General features: G+C 65.1%; 18 protein-coding genes. 7 read left to right on the forward strand and 11 right to left on the reverse strand.

Features of this window, described 5'->3' with window-relative positions; all coding sequences use genetic code 11:
* The first annotated feature begins 189 nt into the window (after positions 1–189).
* The 4 genes from AC4JJG_RS06710 to AC4JJG_RS06725 are packed head-to-tail and all read left to right on the forward strand — an operon-like array spanning position 190 to position 3,983.
* Positions 190–1,248, forward strand: coding sequence for a sulfate ABC transporter substrate-binding protein (locus AC4JJG_RS06710; protein ID WP_495400150.1), 1,059 nt, complete (start codon positions 190–192; stop codon positions 1,246–1,248).
* Positions 1,245–2,111, forward strand: coding sequence for a sulfate ABC transporter permease subunit CysT (cysT, locus tag AC4JJG_RS06715; protein ID WP_495400151.1), 867 nt, complete (start codon positions 1,245–1,247; stop codon positions 2,109–2,111). Before AC4JJG_RS06710 ends, cysT begins: the two co-directional genes overlap by 4 nt.
* Positions 2,108–2,986: a sulfate ABC transporter permease subunit CysW gene (gene cysW, locus AC4JJG_RS06720; protein ID WP_495400152.1), complete on the forward strand. Its 879-nt coding sequence runs from the start codon at positions 2,108–2,110 to the stop codon at positions 2,984–2,986. The genes cysT and cysW overlap by 4 nt, the downstream gene beginning before the upstream one ends.
* 1 nt (position 2,987) lies before the next feature.
* On the forward strand, positions 2,988–3,983 hold the full coding sequence (locus tag AC4JJG_RS06725) for a sulfate/molybdate ABC transporter ATP-binding protein (protein ID WP_495400153.1): 996 nt from the start codon (positions 2,988–2,990) through the stop codon (positions 3,981–3,983).
* A 10-nt stretch (positions 3,984–3,993) separates the two neighbouring features.
* Here AC4JJG_RS06725 and AC4JJG_RS06730 read toward each other — a convergent pair whose 3' ends face one another.
* The 6 genes from AC4JJG_RS06730 to AC4JJG_RS06755 all read right to left on the reverse strand — a co-directional run bounded on the left by AC4JJG_RS06730 (position 3,994) and on the right by AC4JJG_RS06755 (position 9,197).
* Entirely contained in the window at positions 3,994–5,307 is a 1,314-nt protein-coding gene (locus AC4JJG_RS06730; RefSeq protein WP_495400154.1) for an HNH endonuclease, read from the reverse strand.
* 91 nt (positions 5,308–5,398) lie between these two features.
* The gene (locus tag AC4JJG_RS06735; protein ID WP_495400155.1) at positions 5,399–5,767 is read right to left on the reverse strand and encodes a DUF4267 domain-containing protein; all 369 of its coding nucleotides are present in this window, start codon (positions 5,765–5,767) and stop codon (positions 5,399–5,401) included.
* Positions 5,764–6,066: a hypothetical protein gene (locus tag AC4JJG_RS06740; protein WP_495400156.1), complete on the reverse strand. Its 303-nt coding sequence runs from the start codon at positions 6,064–6,066 to the stop codon at positions 5,764–5,766. The genes AC4JJG_RS06735 and AC4JJG_RS06740 overlap by 4 nt, the downstream gene beginning before the upstream one ends.
* A 117-nt stretch (positions 6,067–6,183) precedes the next feature.
* Entirely contained in the window at positions 6,184–7,035 is an 852-nt protein-coding gene (locus AC4JJG_RS06745; RefSeq protein ID WP_495400157.1) for an enoyl-CoA hydratase-related protein, read from the reverse strand.
* On the reverse strand, positions 7,032–8,567 hold the full coding sequence (locus AC4JJG_RS06750; protein ID WP_495400158.1) for an AMP-binding protein: 1,536 nt from the start codon (positions 8,565–8,567) through the stop codon (positions 7,032–7,034). Before AC4JJG_RS06750 ends, AC4JJG_RS06745 begins: the two co-directional genes overlap by 4 nt.
* Positions 8,568–9,197 (reverse strand): TetR/AcrR family transcriptional regulator, encoded by a 630-nt coding sequence (locus tag AC4JJG_RS06755; RefSeq protein WP_495400159.1) that lies wholly within the window; start codon positions 9,195–9,197, stop codon positions 8,568–8,570.
* A gap of 91 nt (positions 9,198–9,288) precedes the next feature.
* On the opposite strand from AC4JJG_RS06755, the gene AC4JJG_RS06760 reads away from it, so the two are divergent.
* From AC4JJG_RS06760 to AC4JJG_RS06770, 3 genes are read left to right on the forward strand one after another with little or no spacing between them, the layout of a single operon-like run.
* Complete coding sequence (locus AC4JJG_RS06760; protein ID WP_495400160.1) at positions 9,289–10,680, forward strand: 4-hydroxyphenylacetate 3-hydroxylase N-terminal domain-containing protein; 1,392 nt, start codon at positions 9,289–9,291, stop codon at positions 10,678–10,680.
* The gene (locus AC4JJG_RS06765) at positions 10,673–11,830 is read left to right on the forward strand and encodes an acyl-CoA dehydrogenase family protein (protein WP_495400161.1); all 1,158 of its coding nucleotides are present in this window, start codon (positions 10,673–10,675) and stop codon (positions 11,828–11,830) included. The genes AC4JJG_RS06760 and AC4JJG_RS06765 overlap by 8 nt, the downstream gene beginning before the upstream one ends.
* Positions 11,827–12,837, forward strand: coding sequence for an acyl-CoA dehydrogenase family protein (locus tag AC4JJG_RS06770; protein WP_495400162.1), 1,011 nt, complete (start codon positions 11,827–11,829; stop codon positions 12,835–12,837). The genes AC4JJG_RS06765 and AC4JJG_RS06770 overlap by 4 nt, the downstream gene beginning before the upstream one ends.
* On the opposite strand, the gene AC4JJG_RS06775 is transcribed toward AC4JJG_RS06770, so the two are convergent.
* Genes AC4JJG_RS06775 through AC4JJG_RS06795 form a run of 5 tightly spaced genes read right to left on the reverse strand, consistent with a single transcriptional unit; the run spans position 12,767 to position 18,270 of the window.
* Positions 12,767–13,513, reverse strand: coding sequence for a sirohydrochlorin chelatase (locus AC4JJG_RS06775; protein ID WP_495400163.1), 747 nt, complete (start codon positions 13,511–13,513; stop codon positions 12,767–12,769). The two genes, AC4JJG_RS06770 and AC4JJG_RS06775, sit on opposite strands and share 71 nt — an antisense overlap.
* On the reverse strand, positions 13,510–14,814 hold the full coding sequence (locus tag AC4JJG_RS06780; RefSeq protein WP_495400164.1) for a sulfate adenylyltransferase subunit 1: 1,305 nt from the start codon (positions 14,812–14,814) through the stop codon (positions 13,510–13,512). Before AC4JJG_RS06780 ends, AC4JJG_RS06775 begins: the two co-directional genes overlap by 4 nt.
* Entirely contained in the window at positions 14,814–15,785 is a 972-nt protein-coding gene (gene cysD / locus AC4JJG_RS06785) for a sulfate adenylyltransferase subunit CysD (protein ID WP_495400165.1), read from the reverse strand. The genes AC4JJG_RS06780 and cysD overlap by 1 nt, the downstream gene beginning before the upstream one ends.
* Complete coding sequence (locus AC4JJG_RS06790) at positions 15,767–16,519, reverse strand: phosphoadenylyl-sulfate reductase (RefSeq protein ID WP_495400166.1); 753 nt, start codon at positions 16,517–16,519, stop codon at positions 15,767–15,769. The genes cysD and AC4JJG_RS06790 overlap by 19 nt, the downstream gene beginning before the upstream one ends.
* Positions 16,516–18,270 carry a nitrite/sulfite reductase gene (locus AC4JJG_RS06795; protein ID WP_495400167.1) on the reverse strand — a complete coding sequence of 585 codons (1,755 nt, stop codon included), beginning with the start codon at positions 18,268–18,270 and terminating at the stop codon, positions 16,516–16,518. The genes AC4JJG_RS06790 and AC4JJG_RS06795 overlap by 4 nt, the downstream gene beginning before the upstream one ends.
* Positions 18,271–18,425: the final 155 nt, after the last annotated feature.

Raw genomic sequence — 18,425 nt, forward strand, 5'->3', positions numbered from 1 at the left:
GCTAGCACACCGACCGAGACGGCAACCAATCGCCGGGATCGGCGCATGGATCGGCCCCCGGAGCCGTTGCTAACGTCATCTGGCTCATCGAGGCCGGTGAGCGCGACACCGACGAGCTAGGGGACAGGCGTGGTGAGATCCGCGAACAGGCGCTGCAGGTCGGCGCTGTTGACCGCCATCGTTGCGGTCATGGCGATCGTGGGTGTGACCGCATGCGGCGGGGGTTCGACCGACGAACCCGGCGGAATCGACATCTCCAGCGGCAGTCGCCACCTGAATCTGGTCGCCTACGCCGTCCCGAAGCCGGGCTTCGACGCCATCATTCCCGCCTTCCGTGACACCGAGCAGGGCCACGACGTCGGTTTCTCCCAGTCGTACGGCGCATCCGGCGATCAGTCCCGCAAAGTCGCGCGGCGCGTGCCCGCCGACGTCGTCAACTTCTCGGTCGAGCCCGATGTCACTCGACTGGTGAAAGCCGGGATCGTCGACGAGGACTGGAAGAAGCAGGCCCCCAACAACAGCACGCCGTTCGGCTCGGTGGTCGCACTCGTGGTCCGCAAGGGCAACCCGAAGAACATCCGTGACTGGGACGATCTGCTCAAACCGGGCGTCCAGGTGGTCACTCCCAACCCGGGCAGTTCCGGATCGGCGAAGTGGAATCTGCTCGCGCCGTATGCGGTGAAGAGCAACGGCGGCCGCGACAACAAGGCGGGCCTCGACTTCGTCGCGAAGCTCGTCCGCGATCATATCCATGTGATCCCGAAGTCGGGTCGGGAGGCGACCACGGCGTTCGAGCAGGGCCAGGGCGACGTGCTCATCAGTTATGAGAACGAGGCGATCATGCTGGATCGCGCCAATGCCACCGCCGGGGCGAACAGCCAGGTGGAGTATGTGGTGCCGCCGCAAACGTTCAAGATCGAGAACCCGGTCGCCGTCGTCAACACCAGTGAGGACAAGGCCGCGGCCAAGTCGTTCGTGGATTTCCTGTTCACCGAGGAGGCTCAACGTCTGTGGGCGGAACAGGGATTCCGCCCGGTCGTGCCGTCGGTGATCGAGGAGACCGCCGCCAAGTTCCCGGGCCGCATCGACAAGCTGTGGACGATCAAGGATCTCGGCAAGGTTCTGGGCGAGGGTACCGCCGCCGACAACGACGGCAAGGACCTGACCGGCTGGAAGGCCGTGGACAAGAAGCTGTTCGGCACCAAGGGAGCCGTCACGAAGATCTATAACTCGGGAGGCCGGCAATGAGTTCGGGAACCGATACCCCGAATCCGGTCGTCGACGAGGTGCGCTCCGGTTTCCTGGGGCGCGGGAAGACCTTCAGCGGGGTCAGTCCACTCGGTATCGGCGTTGCGGGACTGTGGCTCTCGATCATCGTGCTGCTGCCGCTCGCCGCGATCACCGTCGCCTCTTTCGACGAGGGGTGGAGCGGATTCTGGTCGGCGGCAACCGACTCGACCGCCCTCGACGCGCTGGGCATCACGGTGCTGGTGTCGGTTGTGGTGGCCGCTATCAACATGGTCTTCGGCACCATCATCGCGTGGGTTCTGGTGCGGGATGACTTCTGGGGCAAGGGATTCGTGAACGCGATCATCGACTTGCCATTCGCCTTGCCGACCATCGTCGCCAGCCTGGTGCTGCTCTCGCTGTACGGGCCGAACTCGCCGATCGATCTTCAGTTGAACGCCACCAAACCGGCACTGATCATCGCGCTCACCTTCGTGACGCTGCCGTTCGTGGTGCGGCAGGTGCAGCCCGTTCTACTGGAACTCGACCGCGACGTCGAGGAGGCCGCCTCGGTGCTCGGGGCCAACAACTGGACGACCTTCACCAAGATCGTTCTGCCCTCCCTGCTGCCGGCGATCCTCACCGGCACCGGCCTCGCATTCACCCGCGCTATCGGCGAATTCGGTTCGGTGGTGCTCATCGGCGGCAACATCCCCGGCAAGACCCAGGTTGCGTCCCAATACATTCAGCAGCAGATCGAGGTCGACGATCAGGTCTCCGCGGCCACCGTCTCGGTGCTGCTGCTACTCATCGCGTTCGTGGCGTTGCTGATCCTGCGGCTGGTGGGACGCCGGCAGCGTGTCCGAGAGGAGCAGGACCAGTGAGGCTTTCGCCCCTGACCCGGTACGGTCTGCGCGCGATCGCGCTGATCTACCTCTTCGTGCTGCTGGTGGTCCCGGTCGCGCTCATCTTCTGGCGGTCCTTCGAACACGGCTTCGGCCAGTTCTGGGAGTGGATCACCACACCGGCCGCGATCTCGGCATTGCAGCTCAGCCTGATCATCGTCGTGATCGTGGTGCCGCTCAATGTGGTGTTCGGCGTTGTCACCGCACTCGCCCTGGCCCGCGGCAAGTTCCCCGGCAAGGGTCTGCTGCAAGCCGTCGTCGACCTGCCGTTCGCGGTGTCGCCGGTGGTGGTCGGCGTGGCTCTGATCCTGTTGTGGGGCTACGGCGGCTGGTTCGGTGGCGTCGAAAGCCTGGGATTCCGAGTGATATTCGGTTTCCCGGGGCTGGTGCTCGCGACGCTGTTCGTCACCCTGCCGTTCGTGGTGCGTGAGGTGGAGCCCGTGCTCCGTGAGATCGGCACCGAGCAGGAACAGGCCGCCGCCACGCTCGGCGCCAACGCCTGGCAGACGTTCTGGCGTATCACGCTGCCCGCGATCCGCTGGGGCCTCACCTACGGTGTGGTGCTCACCATCGCGCGTGCGCTCGGTGAATACGGTGCGGTGACGATGGTGTCGTCGAACTTTCCCGGGATATCGCAGACACTCACCCTGCTGGTGCATTCGCGCTATACCGACGATTACAACGAGTACGGCGCCTACGCGGCGGCGACGTTGCTGATGTTCGTCGCGATCGTGGTCCTCATCGCGATGACGCTTATCGAGCGCCGGGTCAAGAACCGGTATGCCACCGCGAGTGCGTCGGTCACCTCGACCGACACAACCCCCGAGCCCGCCGCCACGAAGGAAGGCATCTGACATGTCGATCACGGTCATCGGTGCGAACAAGCGCTACGGAGACTTCGCCGCCCTCGACGATGTGTCGATCGAGATTCCGGAGGGGTCGCTGACGTCGCTGCTCGGCCCGTCGGGTTCCGGCAAATCGACTCTGCTGCGGGCCATCGCAGGTCTGGACACGCTCGACTCGGGCACCGTTGTCATCGGCGGTAGCGACGTGTCGAAGGCGTCGCCGCAGCAGCGCGACATCGGATTCGTGTTCCAGCACTATGCGGCGTTCAAGCACATGACGGTGCGTGACAACATCGCTTTCGGTCTGAAGATCCGTAAGCGCACCAAGGCCGAGATCGATGCGAAGGTCGACGAACTGCTTGATGTCGTCGGACTCACCGTGTTCCAGAAGCGTTTTCCGGCACAGCTGTCCGGTGGTCAGCGACAGCGTATGGCGCTCGCCCGGGCTCTGGCCGTCGATCCGCGGGTGTTGCTGCTCGACGAGCCGTTCGGCGCGCTCGATGCCAAGGTCCGTGAGGATCTGCGAAAGTGGTTGCGCCGCTTGCACGACGAGGTGCATGTGACGACCGTGCTGGTCACCCACGACCAGCAGGAGGCGCTCGACGTGAGTGACCGGATCGCGGTCCTCAACAAGGGACGTATCGAGCAGGTCGGTGCACCGGATGAGCTGTACGACCGGCCGGTCAATCCGTTCGTCGCGTCCTTCCTGGGGTCGACCGTGCGGCTGAACGGTGAACTCGTACGTCCGCATGACATTCGGATCGGGCGCAATCCCGAACTCGCTCTGCCCGCCGCCGATGCCGCCCTCGATACGGGGGTCATCAAGGCGATCGTCCAGCGTGTCGTGAATCTCGGGTTCGAGACCCGCGTGGAACTGACCGCGGTGGCGTCCGGTGAGGAGTTCCAGGCGCAGATCACCCGTGGCGACGCGAACGCACTCCACCTCCAGCAGGGTGAGGCGATCTACGCCCGCGCCACCAAGGTGCCTGCGCTCAGCGACATCTGAGCGTGGGCCATCACGCGGCCTCTGTGAGGAGCGCGCGTAGCCGCGTCTCGGTGGCGCTCACGGTTTCGGGTGTGAACCCGACCGATGGTGGGGCTATCGAGAGGTGCAGTGTGCCGGAGGGTGTTTCGATCTCCATACGATGCCGGCCGTCGGTGTCGATGACGGAGTAGTGCCATCCGTCGGCTTCTTTGGCGCGGTTGTGTGTGGTGCAGATGCCGTCGGCATTATGTGCGCTGGTACGGCCACCGCTGTGGTGGGGGCGGGCATGGTCGATCTCGGCGATCGGTGCGTCGCAATAGGCTGTGCGGCACCGTTTGTCGCGGTGTCTGACATAGGTTGCCAGTGCTTTAGGGAATGTTCTGGACCGTGCATCCATCGACACCAGTGTGCCGTCAGACGGGCGTGCATAGAGCCGGCGGATTGTCGATGCGGTGGGGTCGTCGGAGTCGATACCGTCGGCGACCAGCGATCTGGCGACGTCTGCGGGGATCGGACCGTAGCCGGGGATCTCGGCCACATCATTGCCGGTTCCGAGGAGTACGCGATCCGACATGACGACGGTCACCGCGACCGGAACCTCGGTGGCGGTGGACTGTCCGGTGACACGCTCGACCAGAGTGTCGGCCATGATCTGGGCGTGAGTGCGGTCGTCGGTGCCGACACACGAGTCGGCATGCTTCTTCAATGACGCGTAGACCGCGATGCCCTGCGTCATCGGCAACAGAGCGGACAGCTGGGCCATCAGATCCGGTGCGGGCCGCACGGTCACTCGGCGGTCTTTGTCGGCCTTGGCCTTTCGTGCCACCACTGCGGAGGGCTCGAGTTCGTAGGCAGCCGCTTTGACTCTCGCGTCGAGTTCTCGGTCTCCCACGCCGACCAGGGATTCGGGATCGGCGCACAGACGGCGGTCGATCTCTTCTCGTGATTCGCGTGTGAGGAACGCGGTCTCGCGGACCAGAATGGTCGCCCGCCATTCTGTGAGCACGCCGGACGTCAGGGCGGCGAGGGCGCAGGGCATTTCCCGTACAAGTGCCCGCGCGAACCCGAGGTACTGACTTCCTTTGCGAGGGGAGGCTTTACGCGCCAGTCCCACCTCTGACGTCAATCCACGGCCACGCCGCGCCTTGGGCACGTGCCGCATCTCTTCGTCGATGGCGCGCAACTCATCCAGTCGGGCAGTCTCTCTGGCTTGTGCTGCGGTGCAAGCAGACTTGATCTCCTCCAGAGTCGTCAGACGCGCGACGGCATCGGCTTCCGAGTCGGCGCAACGTAACTCGGCCAGGTCCGGCATCAACCGGTGAAGATCGGCCGTCGAGTCAATCATGTTCATCCCCCAATGAACGATACGAACGTATGTTCGATACTAGCGTGAAACCGGCAGCCTCGCAACCTCTTTGTCGCAGCCGACGCCCATGTCAAGTCATTTCGGTCGACGCCGAGGGCCGTAGACGTGACAGTCCGGCGATCGCGTACGTGGCGGTCACGGCGAGCATGGCGACAGCCGCTCGGCGTGGGGTATCGCCGCGTACGAGGCGGATAGTGCCGACCGCGGTGTCGGACAGATCGATGGCGAGGGACAGGTGACTCCATCGGCGACGTTCGACATCGCCGGCGGTGAGGTAGGCCGAACCCATGGCGATGGCGCGTGCTCCGTAAACCTGTGTGAGATAGCGCAATTCCGGTGTTGCGTCGGTGACCCCTACGCTCGATGCGAATCGTGTGGGTGCTGTCAGTGCGGCAACGCCCAGGAGTATGCGGCCTGCGGCCAGTGTCTCGTGGATCATGCCGTGGCCCAGCCCAGTCCGTAGCGGTGTCCGCGCTGGACGGTTCGTTCGGAGGAGCGGTCGGGGATCAGATGGCGGCTGCCGTCGGTGGCGATGAGGTCGACCGAGGCCGGCAGGTGCCGGGCGAGGTGACGAATCTGGCCACTGGGCCGATCGCGCCGCATCCCGACGACAATTCCCGTTGCGGTGTATCGATTCACCGCACGGAGGAGCACGTCTCGCGGGAATCCGGGTTCGACGACGGTCCGGGGTGCGTGTGCGCCCGCCGCCATGGCGCGCTCACGTGCGTGTCGCATCATCTCGTCGATGATGGCGGCGTCGGTGACTTGATAGGCGTCGTCCCCGAGTGCGTCCGCGCGTCCCGATCCGAAGGTGGCCGAGGGGTGTGATCGTCGGATTCCGCTTTGGCGAGTCGATCACAACCGGTCGTCAGGTGACGGTGGCGCATCGTCGAAGTCAGCGTCGCGGCGTTCCCGAAAGGCCGCGACGGCCTCCAGTTGGTTTGCGGAGTTCTGAAGGTCGGCCAGCGCCCGGCCCTCGGCGACGAACGATTCCGCTGTGGGGCCGGGGCTGTGGAGACGGATGAGGCGTTTGGCATGGCGGATGGCATCTGGACTGCGTCGCGCGATGTCGTGCGCCATGGCCAGTGCCTCGGATCTAGGGTCGCCCGCGACACGTGACACAAGACCGATACGGTGTGCTTCGGTGCCCGAAATGGTTCGGCCGGTATAGACCAGATCAGCCGTGCGTTCGCGCCCGATGAGATCGATCAGCATCGGAATGCCACCGAGGTCGGGCACGAGGCCCCATCGGATTTCGAGTACGCCGAGCGAGGTGTCAGGGCCGGCGACGCGCAGATCGGCCGCGGCCGCCAATTGCAGTCCGGCGCCCAGCGCATGACCGTGCACGGCAGCGAGTACGGGTACGGCCAGGGTCGCCCATACGTGAACCGCGTGCTGTCCCAAATTGCCCGCGTGGCCCGGGTCGGGAACGTACGGGGGTTCGGTGAGCAGTTGCGCGAGACGTGGACTCGACGGTGACGCGGAATCGCCGCCGTCGGGGCCGAAATGTCCGGTGTCGAGGCCGGAGCAGAATGATGGGCCCGCGCCGCTGAGCACCACGGCACGTATTGCGGTGGTGCGCGCCAGACTCTCCGCCGCCTCGGCCAACTGCTCGAACATCGGCATCGTGATGCTGTTGTGTTTCTCCGGGCGGTTGATCATGACTTCGGCCACGTGGCCGTCGACCGCCGTAGTTATCTCGCTCATTTCTCTGCTCCTGCGACCTCTGAACGAACCTGTCGCCGCAGCACTTTGCCCGCAGCGTTACGGGGCAGTTCGGCCACGAACCGGACTGACGTCGGGCACTTGTAGTGTGCGAGTCGACTTCTGGCGCCGGAGATGACCGTGGCTTCGTCGACGAGGAGGTGTTCGTCGCGGACGACTACCGCGCACACGGTCTCGCCCCACTTCGGGTGTGCGAGGCCCACCACACACGCGTCGGTGACCCCCGCGATTTCCATGATGGCCCGCTCCACCTCGCCCGCATAGATGTTCTCCCCGCCCGAGTTGATCATGTCCTTGATCCGATCTGTCACATAGAGATATCCGGACTGCAGGAAGCCTGCATCGCCGGTGCGGAGCCAGTCGTCGGCATAAAGAAGTTCGGTGGCATCCGGCCGGTGCCAGTACCCGGCGCAGTTCTGCCCGCTCCGGGTCCAGATCTCACCGACGACCCCGTCGGCACACGACTGTTGGGTAGCAGGATCGACGATCCGCACCTCGACCCCGGGCAACGGCGAACCGGCAGAAGCGAGAGTCACGCCGTGATCCCGATGCTCCTCCGGATACAGGCACGTGATCGGACCGACGGTTTCGCTCATCCCGTAACCCTGCACAAAATCGCATTCCGGCAGTTCGCGTAACGCGCGGGTGAGGACGCCGGCACCTATGGGCGACGCGCCGTAGACCACAGTGCGCAGGGTGGCGCGCGCTGCCTCGACGAAGTCGGGCTCGTCGAGGCACATGTGGAGCAGTGTCGGCACCAGTAGTGCGTCGGTGACCTTGTGTCGCGCAATGTATTCGGCGATGAGCTTCGGTGCGGCCTCGGGCAGGAACACGATATGCGCGCCGTGGAAATTGCCGAGAAAGGCCCAACCGACTCCGGCAGCATGGAAAACAGGCGACAACACCAGCAGCGTCGAGCCGCCGCGGATGCGCCACGGCGTATCGATCGTGCAATGAAACTCGATCTGGCGGTACGACACCATGACCCCCTTGGGGCGGCCGGTCGTGCCCGATGTGTATGTCAGGAGCGCGATGTCGTCCGGTCGGACCACATGCTCCTCCGTCATCACCCGGTCGGACGACAATGAATCCGCAAAAGCCGCCAGTGAATCCACGGCCGGACCATCGTTGATGGGCACGAGTTGCGTGGTGCCGTCACCGAAATCCGGTAGCCCTGGCAGGAATTCGCCGGCGACGAACATCACGGTCGGGTCGGCATCCGCGATCACCCCGCTCAATTCGTCGGATGCGAGCCGCCAGTTCAGTGCGGTCACTATCGCCCCGACCCTTGAGACGCTGACCATGATCACCGCGAACGCCACGTGATTACGGCCCAGGTAGCCGACCCGATCGCCGGGACGAACCCCCGCGGTCCGCAGTGCGGAGGCCAGGCGGGTGGCTGCGTGATCGAGCTGTGCATGCGTCAAGGTCGTGCCTTCGCTCGATACCGACGGTGCATTGGGGCGTACGGTCGCCCACTGTCGTGATCGACTCGCGAAAGAGTAGGGAAGCATTTACACGCCTTCGTCACAGTGAATGGTTCGGTACCAAATCTCGGCGAGCGTGTCGATCGCGAGCTCATCGTCGATCGGTTCCTGTCCCGGATCGAATCCGGTGAGCTGATTGAAGCAGAAGAGTTCGAACATCGCGCCCAACGCCAATGCGGTTGCCGGGGCATCGATTTCGGTGGCGATTCCGCGCGCCTGGGCATCGCGGATCGTGCGCTCGATGACGTCGATGCCGGCTCGTCTGATTCGACTCCAGTGCCGTGCGAACACTTCGTCGACCTGGGCCTGCTGGGACACGCCGATGAGGACACCGAGATTGGTCCGGAACGCCGTCCAATACGCCGCGGTGGCCTGCCGAAGAAGCTCGCGATCGGACGACTCGGGCAATGGTTGTGGTGCCCTGGCAAAGACATCGTGCGGAAACTCTTCGGCCAACGAGGCGAGGAGATGTTCTTTGCTGTCGAAGTGCCGGTAGAAGGCGGCCGTCGACTTGCCCGCGCGTGTCGCGATGTCGGCGATCGTGATTCTGAGGTAACCACGCTCGGCGATCAATTGCTTTGCAGCGTCAGCGAATTGGGCGCGGGTGGCCCGCCCTCGTGCGGTCGGTGCCGGTGCCGATGCGGACGGCAGTTTCATCGCAACCTCCATGACTTGAGCGCCGGGGGAGGCGCCCTTGCCTCTTTGTGAATGTGACGTTACATTCACAATAGCCTATCGGAGGAGTGCCATGAAGACCAGCGACGAGTATCGGGCGAGCTTGCGGGACGGACGACGGGTGTTTGTGAACGGCAGGCCGGTGAAGGATCTGGAGGCGGAGCCGTTGATCAGTGACGGTGTCGATCTCGTGGCGGCCGGATATGACCGCTTCTATCAGCCGGGAGATACGGAGGGGCCCTACTACCGGTTCCCGAGGACGAAAGATGAACTGAGTGAACAGCTTATCGATCTGCTGACCTGGGACATGACCACCGTCACGACAGCTCAGGGGTTGCAGGCGCTGCTGACCGCTGCTGTCCGTATGCGCGACGACCTGCCCGATCGCGCCAGGCGCATTCAGGAGTACTACGACTGGTGCAAGAGCGAGGACATCCGCGCCGTGCAGGCGATCACCGACGCCAAAGGCAACCGCTCGTTGGCCCCGGGAAAGCAGGATGATCCTGATCTGTACACGCGAATCATCGAGCGGCGTGCGGATGGCATCGTTATCCGCGGCGCAAAGTTGCACATCACGGCGGCGGCGACCTGCCACGAGTTGGTGGTGATGCCGACCAAGCGGATGAAGCCCGGCGAGGAGGACTGGGCAGTCGCGTGTGCGGTGCCCGCCAACGCCGACGGGGTGTCGATCATCAACACGACCTATGCTCCACGCGGCAAATTCGTCGGCGAACACGAGGACTACTGGCCGCATTCGAGCCACGAGAACATGCCTGAGGGCATGATTGTCTTCGATGACGTCTTCGTTCCGAACGAGCGGGTGTTCCTCGCCGGTGAGACCGAGCATTCGGCCACCTTCGCCCACGCACTCGGTCTGTGGGAACGCCTCGGCGGCACCGCGCATCTCGCCGAGATCGGTGACATTCTCACGGGGTTCGCCCAGCTGATCGCCGAGGCCAACGGTTTGAGTCGGGTGTCGCACATCAGCGAGAAGATCTCCGAGATGGTCATCTACGCGACCTTGGTACGAGCCGGATTGGAGGCCGCGATCGCGAAGGCTGAACCGAGTGACGAAGGGTGGATGTTTCCCAACGAACTCTATACAAACGCGGCAAAGCATTACGCTGCAGCCGAATTCAGCCATATGGTGCGTAATCTCCACGACATCGCGGGTGGGTCCGTGGTCACCGCGCCGACACCGGAGGACTTCGCCGGCGATGAAACCGGACCGTACGTTCGCAAGTACCTCCGGACTATGGAGGGTGTCGACGGACAATATCGGGCTCGTCTGTTCCACGCGATTCGCGACTACACCGCCGATACCTTCGGTGGCTGGCAGCACGTGACCCTGATGCAGTCCGGCGGCGGTTTGTACGCGCAGCGTCTCGTGGCGAAGAAGCATTACGACATGGAGACGGCCAAAGCCGAGGCTCTACGGATCGCCGGGATCGCACCGCATGTCTGACGGACGGACAATCGGCGAGGCGGCTTTCGATGCGCGGGTACGGAACTTCCTGGATGGCGAGGCGCTACGTCGTGACCGCGGTGGCTACGCCTCGATCCGGATCCTGGACGAGTACGACGTTGATACCGCCGCGGACATTGTGCGGACCGCGCGTAGATGGCAAGCGGCACTGGACGATGCGGGTCTCACGGAATTGTCCGAGCACGAGCGCATACGATTCGAGGCCATTGCCGCCGACTACGACGTGCCGGACCGGTCGCCACTACTGGTGGCGCTCCACATCCTGGCACCGGCGATCACCCAGCATGGTGACGATCAGTTACGGGAGCGTTATCTGCCGAGAATTCGGCGGGGAGAGTTGCTCGCCTGTCAATTGTTCTCCGAGCCGGACGCGGGCTCCGACCTCGCGTCCGTCCGCACACGGGCGACCTATGATGACGGCGCGCGTGCGTGGATTCTCAACGGGCAGAAGGTCTGGAGCTCATTCGCTCACCAGGCCGACATCGGGGAAGCCCTGGTCCGTACGGATCCGGATGCCCGCAAACATGAAGGATTGACACTGTTCATCGTCGACATGTCCGCTCCGGGAGTCGAGGTGCGCCCGCTGCGGCAGATCACCGGCGGGGCATCGTTCAATGAGGTGTTTCTCACCGATGTCATCGTTCCCGACGCGGACCGCGTGGGGCCGGTGGGAGGGGGATGGCGTGCGGCGATCTCCAGTTTGTCGGGGGAGAGATCGGCGCTCGGTGGCAGTGCGGCGCTGCCGGATTCGCTGGTGCCCGAGGTCATTCGGCGTGCCAAACTGGCGGGAGCCGACCGCGATACCGCAATCATGGAGAAGATCGCGCGATTGACCGCGGCACACCGGGCGGCACGCCATTTCGCGGCTCGGGTTGCGGTGGGGGATACCGTGACCGCCGCGGCGGGGCCCGTGGGCAAGCTCTTGGTGATTCGCGCACTCGAACTCGCCGTCGAGACGATGTATGCGATCGACGGATCGGGCATGGTGCTCCGTGACGGACCCGAATCCTCGGAGTGGGCCCACTTCGCCTTGAGTACACCGGCATTCCGGATCGCGGGGGGCACCGACGAAATCCAGCGTTCGCTGCTGGGCGAACGGGTACTGGACCTACCGAAGGACGGCCGATGAGATGGTCCGACTCAGATGACGACGCCGCGCTCGGCGCCGTCGTCGACGAATTCTGTTCGGCGCGGCTGTCGACGAGCGATCTGCGGGAGCGGGAAGGGCAGTCGCTCGCACATGAGCCCACACACTGGCGAGAGTTCGCGGTTGATCTGGGGATGGCCGGTGTTGCGGTTCCGGAAGCGCTCGGTGGTGCAGGAGCAGATCTGTCCCAGACGCTGGTCATCGCCGCACGACTGGGCTCGGTGACGTCCCCTCTGCCCTTCGTGTCGACCGCGTTGTGCGCGGTCTCTGCGCTGTGTGCGTGTCCGGCGGGAGCGGACCGCGATGCGCTCCTGCACGACATCGCGACCGAAGGGGCAGTCGTTGGTGTGTGTCGCTCATCCGATGGTGCGGCTCACGCCGTACCGGACGGAGCCGCATGTGATTTCGTGATCGCCATCGGCGCTGACGACGTGCGGCTCTTCGGCCGCGCTGATATTCGGGTCGGTCACCTGGACTCCATCGACATCTCACGACGGTGGGCGAACCTCACATTCGAGGCCGACGGTAGCGTGATCGCGCGGGATACCGAAACCGTACGTACGGCGTGGCTCGCGGCCGAAGCTGCGGGCACGGTGTGGGACACCGCGGGAGGTGTCGGTGCGGCGGTGAAGCGTACCCTCGCCTACGTGCGCACACGTGAGCAGTTCGGTGTGCCGATCGCCAAATTCCAAGCGGTGAAACATGGGTGCGCCGAACGGTGGGTGGACTTCGAGTCGGTGGCATCGTTCGCGGCCGCGGTTCGGGATGTGCTGGCCGGCTCTCGGGTGCCGAAACCGGCCGACGATCTCGCGATTGCGCGGACGTACTGTACGGACACCTATGTCCGCGTCGCACGTGAATGCCTGCACCTACACGGTGGTCTGGGCTTCACCTGGGAGGACGACTCGCATCTCTTTCTCAAACGGGCGCTTGCGTCGCGGGAGCTCGGAGGTACCCCGTGGCATCGATTGACGAGTTGTATGAATTGACCACGGCGGCAATGAGATCCGGGTGCGTGCCGATCGGCCCCGCGACGAGGGAGTCGGGGGCCACGTCGTCGAGTGCGTCCTCGACGCGATCCGTGAGTAGACCTGCGGACAGGAAGTAGGGGCTCACCACGATCCGGCATGCACCAGCGGCACGCAATCGGCGAACCGCGGTGCGCAGGGCCAGATTGTCGCGACCGAGCCGGGTGGCGAAGACCACCTGTACCGGACGGTGCAGGAGCGTGCTCAATTCCATCGCACGCAGGCGGACGACGCGTTCGGCCTCCGGATTCGTCGATCCGACGGCGGTGAGCACGATCCCGTCGTCAGCCGCCAGGCCGGCCTCATCGAGCCGATCGGCCAGGGCGGCGGTCAGCGGCCGGCGTCCGACCACATCGGTGGTGACGACTTGTCCGACGGCATGCTCACCCACGATCCCCGGGAGGTCGATCTCGCTGTGATAGCCGGGAGCCAACAGCAGCGGCACCAGCACAGCGTCACCGGAAACCTGGTGCAGAGCAGCACCGACCGTGGGCACGTCCAGATCCAGGAAGGACATCCGTACATCGACATCCGGCAGCCGCATCTGCACGGCATCGCGCACACGGCGGGCGGTGTCCCCGAATCGGGGATCCCGGCTGCCGTGTGCGGCCAGGACGAGCGTATTCGGTTCGGTCACACCAGCTCTTTGAGGTGAAGCGATTCGAGAGCATCGCCGACCAGTCCGGCCGCCAGGGTGTTGCCGCCCTGCGGGTCGATGAGCAGGAAGCTGCCCGACTCGCGGTTGGTCTGGTAGTCGTCGGCGACAATCGGTTCCGCGGTCTGCACCGAAATCCGGCCGATCTGGTTGAGCTCCACGGTGTCCGGGGCGTCGACCAGCGACAGGTTCTGCTCGTCGAACAGCACCTCGAGTCCGCCGACGATGGCCTGAGTGGTCTTCGTGCCGTGCTTGAGGAGCAGGCGGGCGCCGGGCCGCAGGGGCTTCTCGGCGAGCCAGCACACGGTTGCGGAGAACTGCTGCAACGGTTCCGGGGCGTCGGCAACGGCGGCGATCACATCGCCGCGTGAGGCGTCCACATCGTCGGCGAGTAGGAGAGTGACACTGCGGCCTGCGTGAGCCGTGGTGAGCTGACCGTCGGCGGTGTCGATCTGGCTGATCGTGGTGCGGGTACCCGACGGGAGGATGACGACCTCGTCGCCGACCGACACGCGACCGGCGGCGATCTGTCCGGCGTAGCCGCGATAATCCGGGAATTCTGCTGTGCGCGGGCGGATCACGTACTGGATGGGGAACCGCAATCCGACCGGTGCGCGGTCGGCGATGTTGGGTACCGTCTCCAGATGCTCGATGAGTGTCGGGCCGTCGTAATACGGCGTGTTCTCCGAGCGGGAGGCGACGTTGTCGCCGTGCAGTGCCGACACCGGGATCGCGGTGACACGGTCCGGTGTCCAGCCGAGTGAGCGGGTCAGCTCGGCGAACTCGGCGGAGATCTCGGCGAACACGGTCGCGGGATCGTCGACGAGGTCGATCTTGTTGACCGCGAGCACCAGCTGAGGCACACCGAGCAACGCCATCACCGCGGCATGCCGACGGGTCTGTGCCACCACGCCGTTGCGGGCGTCGACCAGCAGCATGACGAGCTGTGCCGTAGAGGCGCCGGACACCGTGTTGCGGGTGTACTGCACATGGCCGGGGGTGTCGGCGAGCACGAAAGACCGTGCGGGCGTGGCGAAGTAGCGATACGCGACGTCGATGGTGATGCCCTGCTCACGTTCGGCGCGCAGACCGTCGACGAGCAGCGACAGGTCGGGACCCTCGAGCCCGCGATCCACCGATGCCTTGGTGACGGCGTCGATCTGGTCGGCGAGAACGGACTTGGTGTCGTACAACAGCCGGCCCACGAGCGTGGACTTGCCGTCGTCGACGCTGCCCGCGGTGGCGATGCGGAGCAGGTCGGGGGCGTGGGAGAGGGTTGCCATCAGAAATATCCTTCGCGCTTGCGGTCTTCCATCGCGGCCTCGGACACGCGGTCGTCGCCGCGGGTGGCGCCACGTTCGGTCAGCCGCGATGCGGCGACCTCGGCCAGGACGGCGTCGTTATCGGCGGCCTCGGAGAGTACGGCGCCGGTGGTCGAGCCGTCGCCGACGGTGCGGTAGCGAACCGAGAGTCGTTGCAGTTCTTCGCCATCGGCGGGCTGGCCCCAGACACCCGGGGTCATCCACATGCCGTCACGCAGGAACACGTCGCGCTGGTGTGCGTAGTAGATGGACGGCAGCAGCACCTGCTCGCGCGCGATGTAGCGCCATACGTCGAGCTCGGTCCAGTTGGACAGCGGGAACACTCGGACGTGCTCACCCGGGGCGTGCCTGCCGTTGTACAGATTCCACAGTTCGGGACGCTGACGTTTCGGATCCCACTGGCCGAAGGCGTTGCGCAGCGAGAAGATCCGCTCCTTGGCGCGCGACCGCTCCTCGTCACGACGGCCACCGCCGAAGACCGCGTCGAAACGATTCTCGGTGATGGCGTCGAGCAGTGGGATGGTCTGCAGGGGATTGCGCACACCGTCGGGACGCTCGGTCAGGCGGCCGTCGGTGAGGTATTCCTCGACGCTCGCGACATGTAGTCGCAGATTGTGGCGCTCGACGACCTGATCGCGGAATGCGAGTACCTCGGGCAGGTTGTGTCCGGTGTCGACGTGCAGCAGCGCGAAGGGGAGCGGCGCGGGCCAGAACGCCTTCAGGGCGAGGTGCAGCAGGACCGTGGAGTCCTTGCCGCCGGAGAACAGGATCACGGGCCGCTCGAACTCGCCTGCCACCTCACGGAAGATGTGGATCGCCTCGGACTCGAGCGCGTCGAGGGTGCTGAACTCGTCGGTGTCGCCCGCGGTGCCGGCGGACGAGGTTGCGGCCGTTTGGGAATCGGTGGTGATGGTCATGCGTGCAGCCCACATTCTGTCTTGGCGCGACCGGCCCATCGGCCACTGCGCGGATCGGATCCGGGTTCGGGTTTGGCGGTGCAGGGAGCGCAGCCGATGGAGGGGTAGCCCTCGTCGACGAGCGGGTTGACCAGCACTCCGTTGGAGTCGATGTAGTCCTGCATGGTCTCGTCCGACCAGGCGGCGATCGGGTTGATCTTCACCAGCCCGAAGCCCTCGTCGAAGGAGATCAGCGGCGCATTGGCGCGGGTGGGTGCCTCGACGCGGCGGATGCCGGTGACCCAGGCGTCGTAACCGCTCAGCGAGAACTTCAGGGGAACCACCTTGCGCAGGCGGCAGCATTCCGCGGGATCGCTGGCAAAGAGGTTGCGGCCCAGCAACTCGTCCTGTTCGGCGACGGTGTGCTCGGGGGTCACATTGACGAGATCGACTCCGTAGACCTGTTCGACGGCATCGCGGGTGCCGAGTGTCTCGGCGAAGTGGTAGCCGGTGTCGAGGAACAGCACCTTGAGGGCCGCGCCGCCGAGCAGTTCACGGTCGACATGTTTGCTCGCCAGGTCGACCAGTGCGGCGTCCTGCATGTTCGAGGCGACGATGAAGTTGTCGCCGAAGGTGCGTGCGGTCCAGGCCAGCAGCGCCTCGGGGGTGGCGTCATCGCCGAGTTCGCGTGCGCCCGATGCGGCGATCTCCCGGAGTTCCTCCTCGGAGAAGCGTCGGCCGGTGGTGCTGACGTCGGTGTCGGTACTCATCGCAAGGCCTCCTCATCTGCTCGAACGGCCCACTGCGCGAACCGTTCTCCCTCAGTTCGCTGGGCCACGAAGTTGCGGACCACGCGCTCGATGTAGTCGCCGAGTTCGGTGGAGGCGACCTTGTGCTGGCGCAGTTTGCGCCCGAATCCGGAGTCCAGTCCGAGGCTGCCGCCCAGATGCACCTGGAAGCCCTCGATCTGGTTGCCGTTGTCGTCGTCGATCAGCTGTCCCTTGAAGCCGATGTCGGCGATCTGGGAGCGGCCGCACGAGTTGGGGCAGCCGTTGACGTTCACCACGATCGGGACGTCGAGTTGCGCGTTGATGTCCGCGAGTCGCTCGTCGAGTTCCGGTGCCAGCACCTGAGAACGCTTGCGGGTCTCGGTGAACGACAGCTTGCAGAACTCGATCCCGCTGCACGCCAGAAGGTTTCGCCGCCACTGCGATGGGCGGCCGTCCAGTCCGAGTGGTTTGAGCTCGTCGATGAGCCACTCCACCTTGTCGTCCGGGACGTCGAGGACGATCAGTTTCTGATACGGCGTGAAGCTGACGCGATCGGATCCCACGGCGGCCACGGCATCGGCGGTCTTGCTCAGGATCGTGCCCGACACACGACCGGCGATGGGGGAGAAGCCGATGGCGTTGAGTCCGTTGCGGAGCTTCTGGACGCCGATGTGATCGATCGGGCGTTCCGGCTGCTGCGGCGCCGGACCGTCGATCAGCTTGCGGCCCAGATATTCGTCCTCGAGCACCTGGCGGAACTTCTCGATGCCCCAGTCCTTGATGAGGAACTTCAGCCGAGCCTTGGCGCGCAACCTGCGGTAGCCGTAATCACGGAAGATCGCGACCACGGCCTCCCACACCTCGGGCACCTCGTCGAGCGGCACCCAGGCGCCGACACGTTGCGCGAGCATGGGATTCGTCGACAGACCGCCGCCGACCCAGAGGTCGAGGCCCGGGCCGTGTTCGGGATGGACGACGCCGACGAACGCGACATCGTTGATCTCGTGCACCACGTCCTGCTGCCCGGAGATGGCGGTCTTGAACTTGCGGGGCAGGTTCGAGTACTGCGGGTCGCCGATGTAGCGGCGGACGATTTCGTCGATGGCCGGGGTCGGATCGAGCACCTCGTCGAGGGACTCGCCGGCGAGCGGCGAGCCGAGGATGACGCGCGGGCAGTCGCCGCAGGCCTCGGTCGTGTACAGCCCGACCGCTTCCAGACGCTCCCAGATGGTCGGGACGTCCTCGATGCGGATCCAGTGGTACTGGACGTTCTCGCGGTCGGAGAGGTCGGCGGTGTCGCGGGCGAACTCGGTGGATATCTCACCGAGGGTGCGCAGCTGCGCGACATTGAGGGCGCCGGAGTCGCACCGCACCCGCATCATGAAGTGGTTGTCCTCAAGGAGGTCGATGTTCTCGTCACCGGTGTAGGTGCCGTCGTACCCCTGGGCGCGCTGCGTGTACAGGCCCCACCAGCGCATACGGCCGCGCAGGTCCTGCTTGTCGATCGAGTCGAAACCCTGCTTGGAGTAGATGTTCTCGATGCGGGCCCGCACGTTGAGCGGGTTGTCGTCCTTCTTGACCTGCTCATTGGGATTGAGCGGCTCACGGTAGCCGAGTTTCCACTGGCCTTCGGAACGGCGCTTCGTCGGACGCGGCTTGCGCGCCGGACGCTCGGGCTTCGCCGCCGGGGTGGCGGCACCGTCCGGGACCGGAGTGGTCGGCACGGACAGATCGTCGGTGGTGGACGTCATGGAGTCTCCTGGCGCCGGCGCAGAACACGCCGGCAATCACGTGGACAGGGCTGGAACGTGCCGGCGTACCCGCAGCGCGGGAATCCTCAGGGCCTTTCAAGCCGTGGCTGAACGGCTCGAGCACGTCGTCTAGAGACGACAGAATGCGCTGTTGA

This window comes from Gordonia sp. B8661-1, assembly GCF_059427765.1.

Coding starts and splice junctions, on each gene's coding strand:
- AC4JJG_RS06710 (WP_495400150.1), top strand. CDS start 190: ATGGCGATCGTGGGTGTGACCGCATGCGGCGGGGGTTCGACCGACGAA.
- cysT (WP_495400151.1), top strand. CDS start 1,245: ATGAGTTCGGGAACCGATACCCCGAATCCGGTCGTCGACGAGGTGCGC.
- AC4JJG_RS06725 (WP_495400153.1), top strand. CDS start 2,988: ATGTCGATCACGGTCATCGGTGCGAACAAGCGCTACGGAGACTTCGCC.
- AC4JJG_RS06730 (WP_495400154.1), bottom strand. CDS start 5,307: ATGATTGACTCGACGGCCGATCTTCACCGGTTGATGCCGGACCTGGCC.
- AC4JJG_RS06735 (WP_495400155.1), bottom strand. CDS start 5,767: ATGATCCACGAGACACTGGCCGCAGGCCGCATACTCCTGGGCGTTGCC.
- AC4JJG_RS06740 (WP_495400156.1), bottom strand. CDS start 6,066: ATGATGCGACACGCACGTGAGCGCGCCATGGCGGCGGGCGCACACGCA.
- AC4JJG_RS06745 (WP_495400157.1), bottom strand. CDS start 7,035: ATGAGCGAGATAACTACGGCGGTCGACGGCCACGTGGCCGAAGTCATG.
- AC4JJG_RS06750 (WP_495400158.1), bottom strand. CDS start 8,567: ATGCTTCCCTACTCTTTCGCGAGTCGATCACGACAGTGGGCGACCGTA.
- AC4JJG_RS06755 (WP_495400159.1), bottom strand. CDS start 9,197: ATGAAACTGCCGTCCGCATCGGCACCGGCACCGACCGCACGAGGGCGG.
- AC4JJG_RS06760 (WP_495400160.1), top strand. CDS start 9,289: ATGAAGACCAGCGACGAGTATCGGGCGAGCTTGCGGGACGGACGACGG.
- AC4JJG_RS06765 (WP_495400161.1), top strand. CDS start 10,673: ATGTCTGACGGACGGACAATCGGCGAGGCGGCTTTCGATGCGCGGGTA.
- AC4JJG_RS06770 (WP_495400162.1), top strand. CDS start 11,827: ATGAGATGGTCCGACTCAGATGACGACGCCGCGCTCGGCGCCGTCGTC.
- AC4JJG_RS06780 (WP_495400164.1), bottom strand. CDS start 14,814: ATGGCAACCCTCTCCCACGCCCCCGACCTGCTCCGCATCGCCACCGCG.
- cysD (WP_495400165.1), bottom strand. CDS start 15,785: ATGTGGGCTGCACGCATGACCATCACCACCGATTCCCAAACGGCCGCA.
- AC4JJG_RS06790 (WP_495400166.1), bottom strand. CDS start 16,519: ATGAGTACCGACACCGACGTCAGCACCACCGGCCGACGCTTCTCCGAG.
- AC4JJG_RS06795 (WP_495400167.1), bottom strand. CDS start 18,270: ATGACGTCCACCACCGACGATCTGTCCGTGCCGACCACTCCGGTCCCG.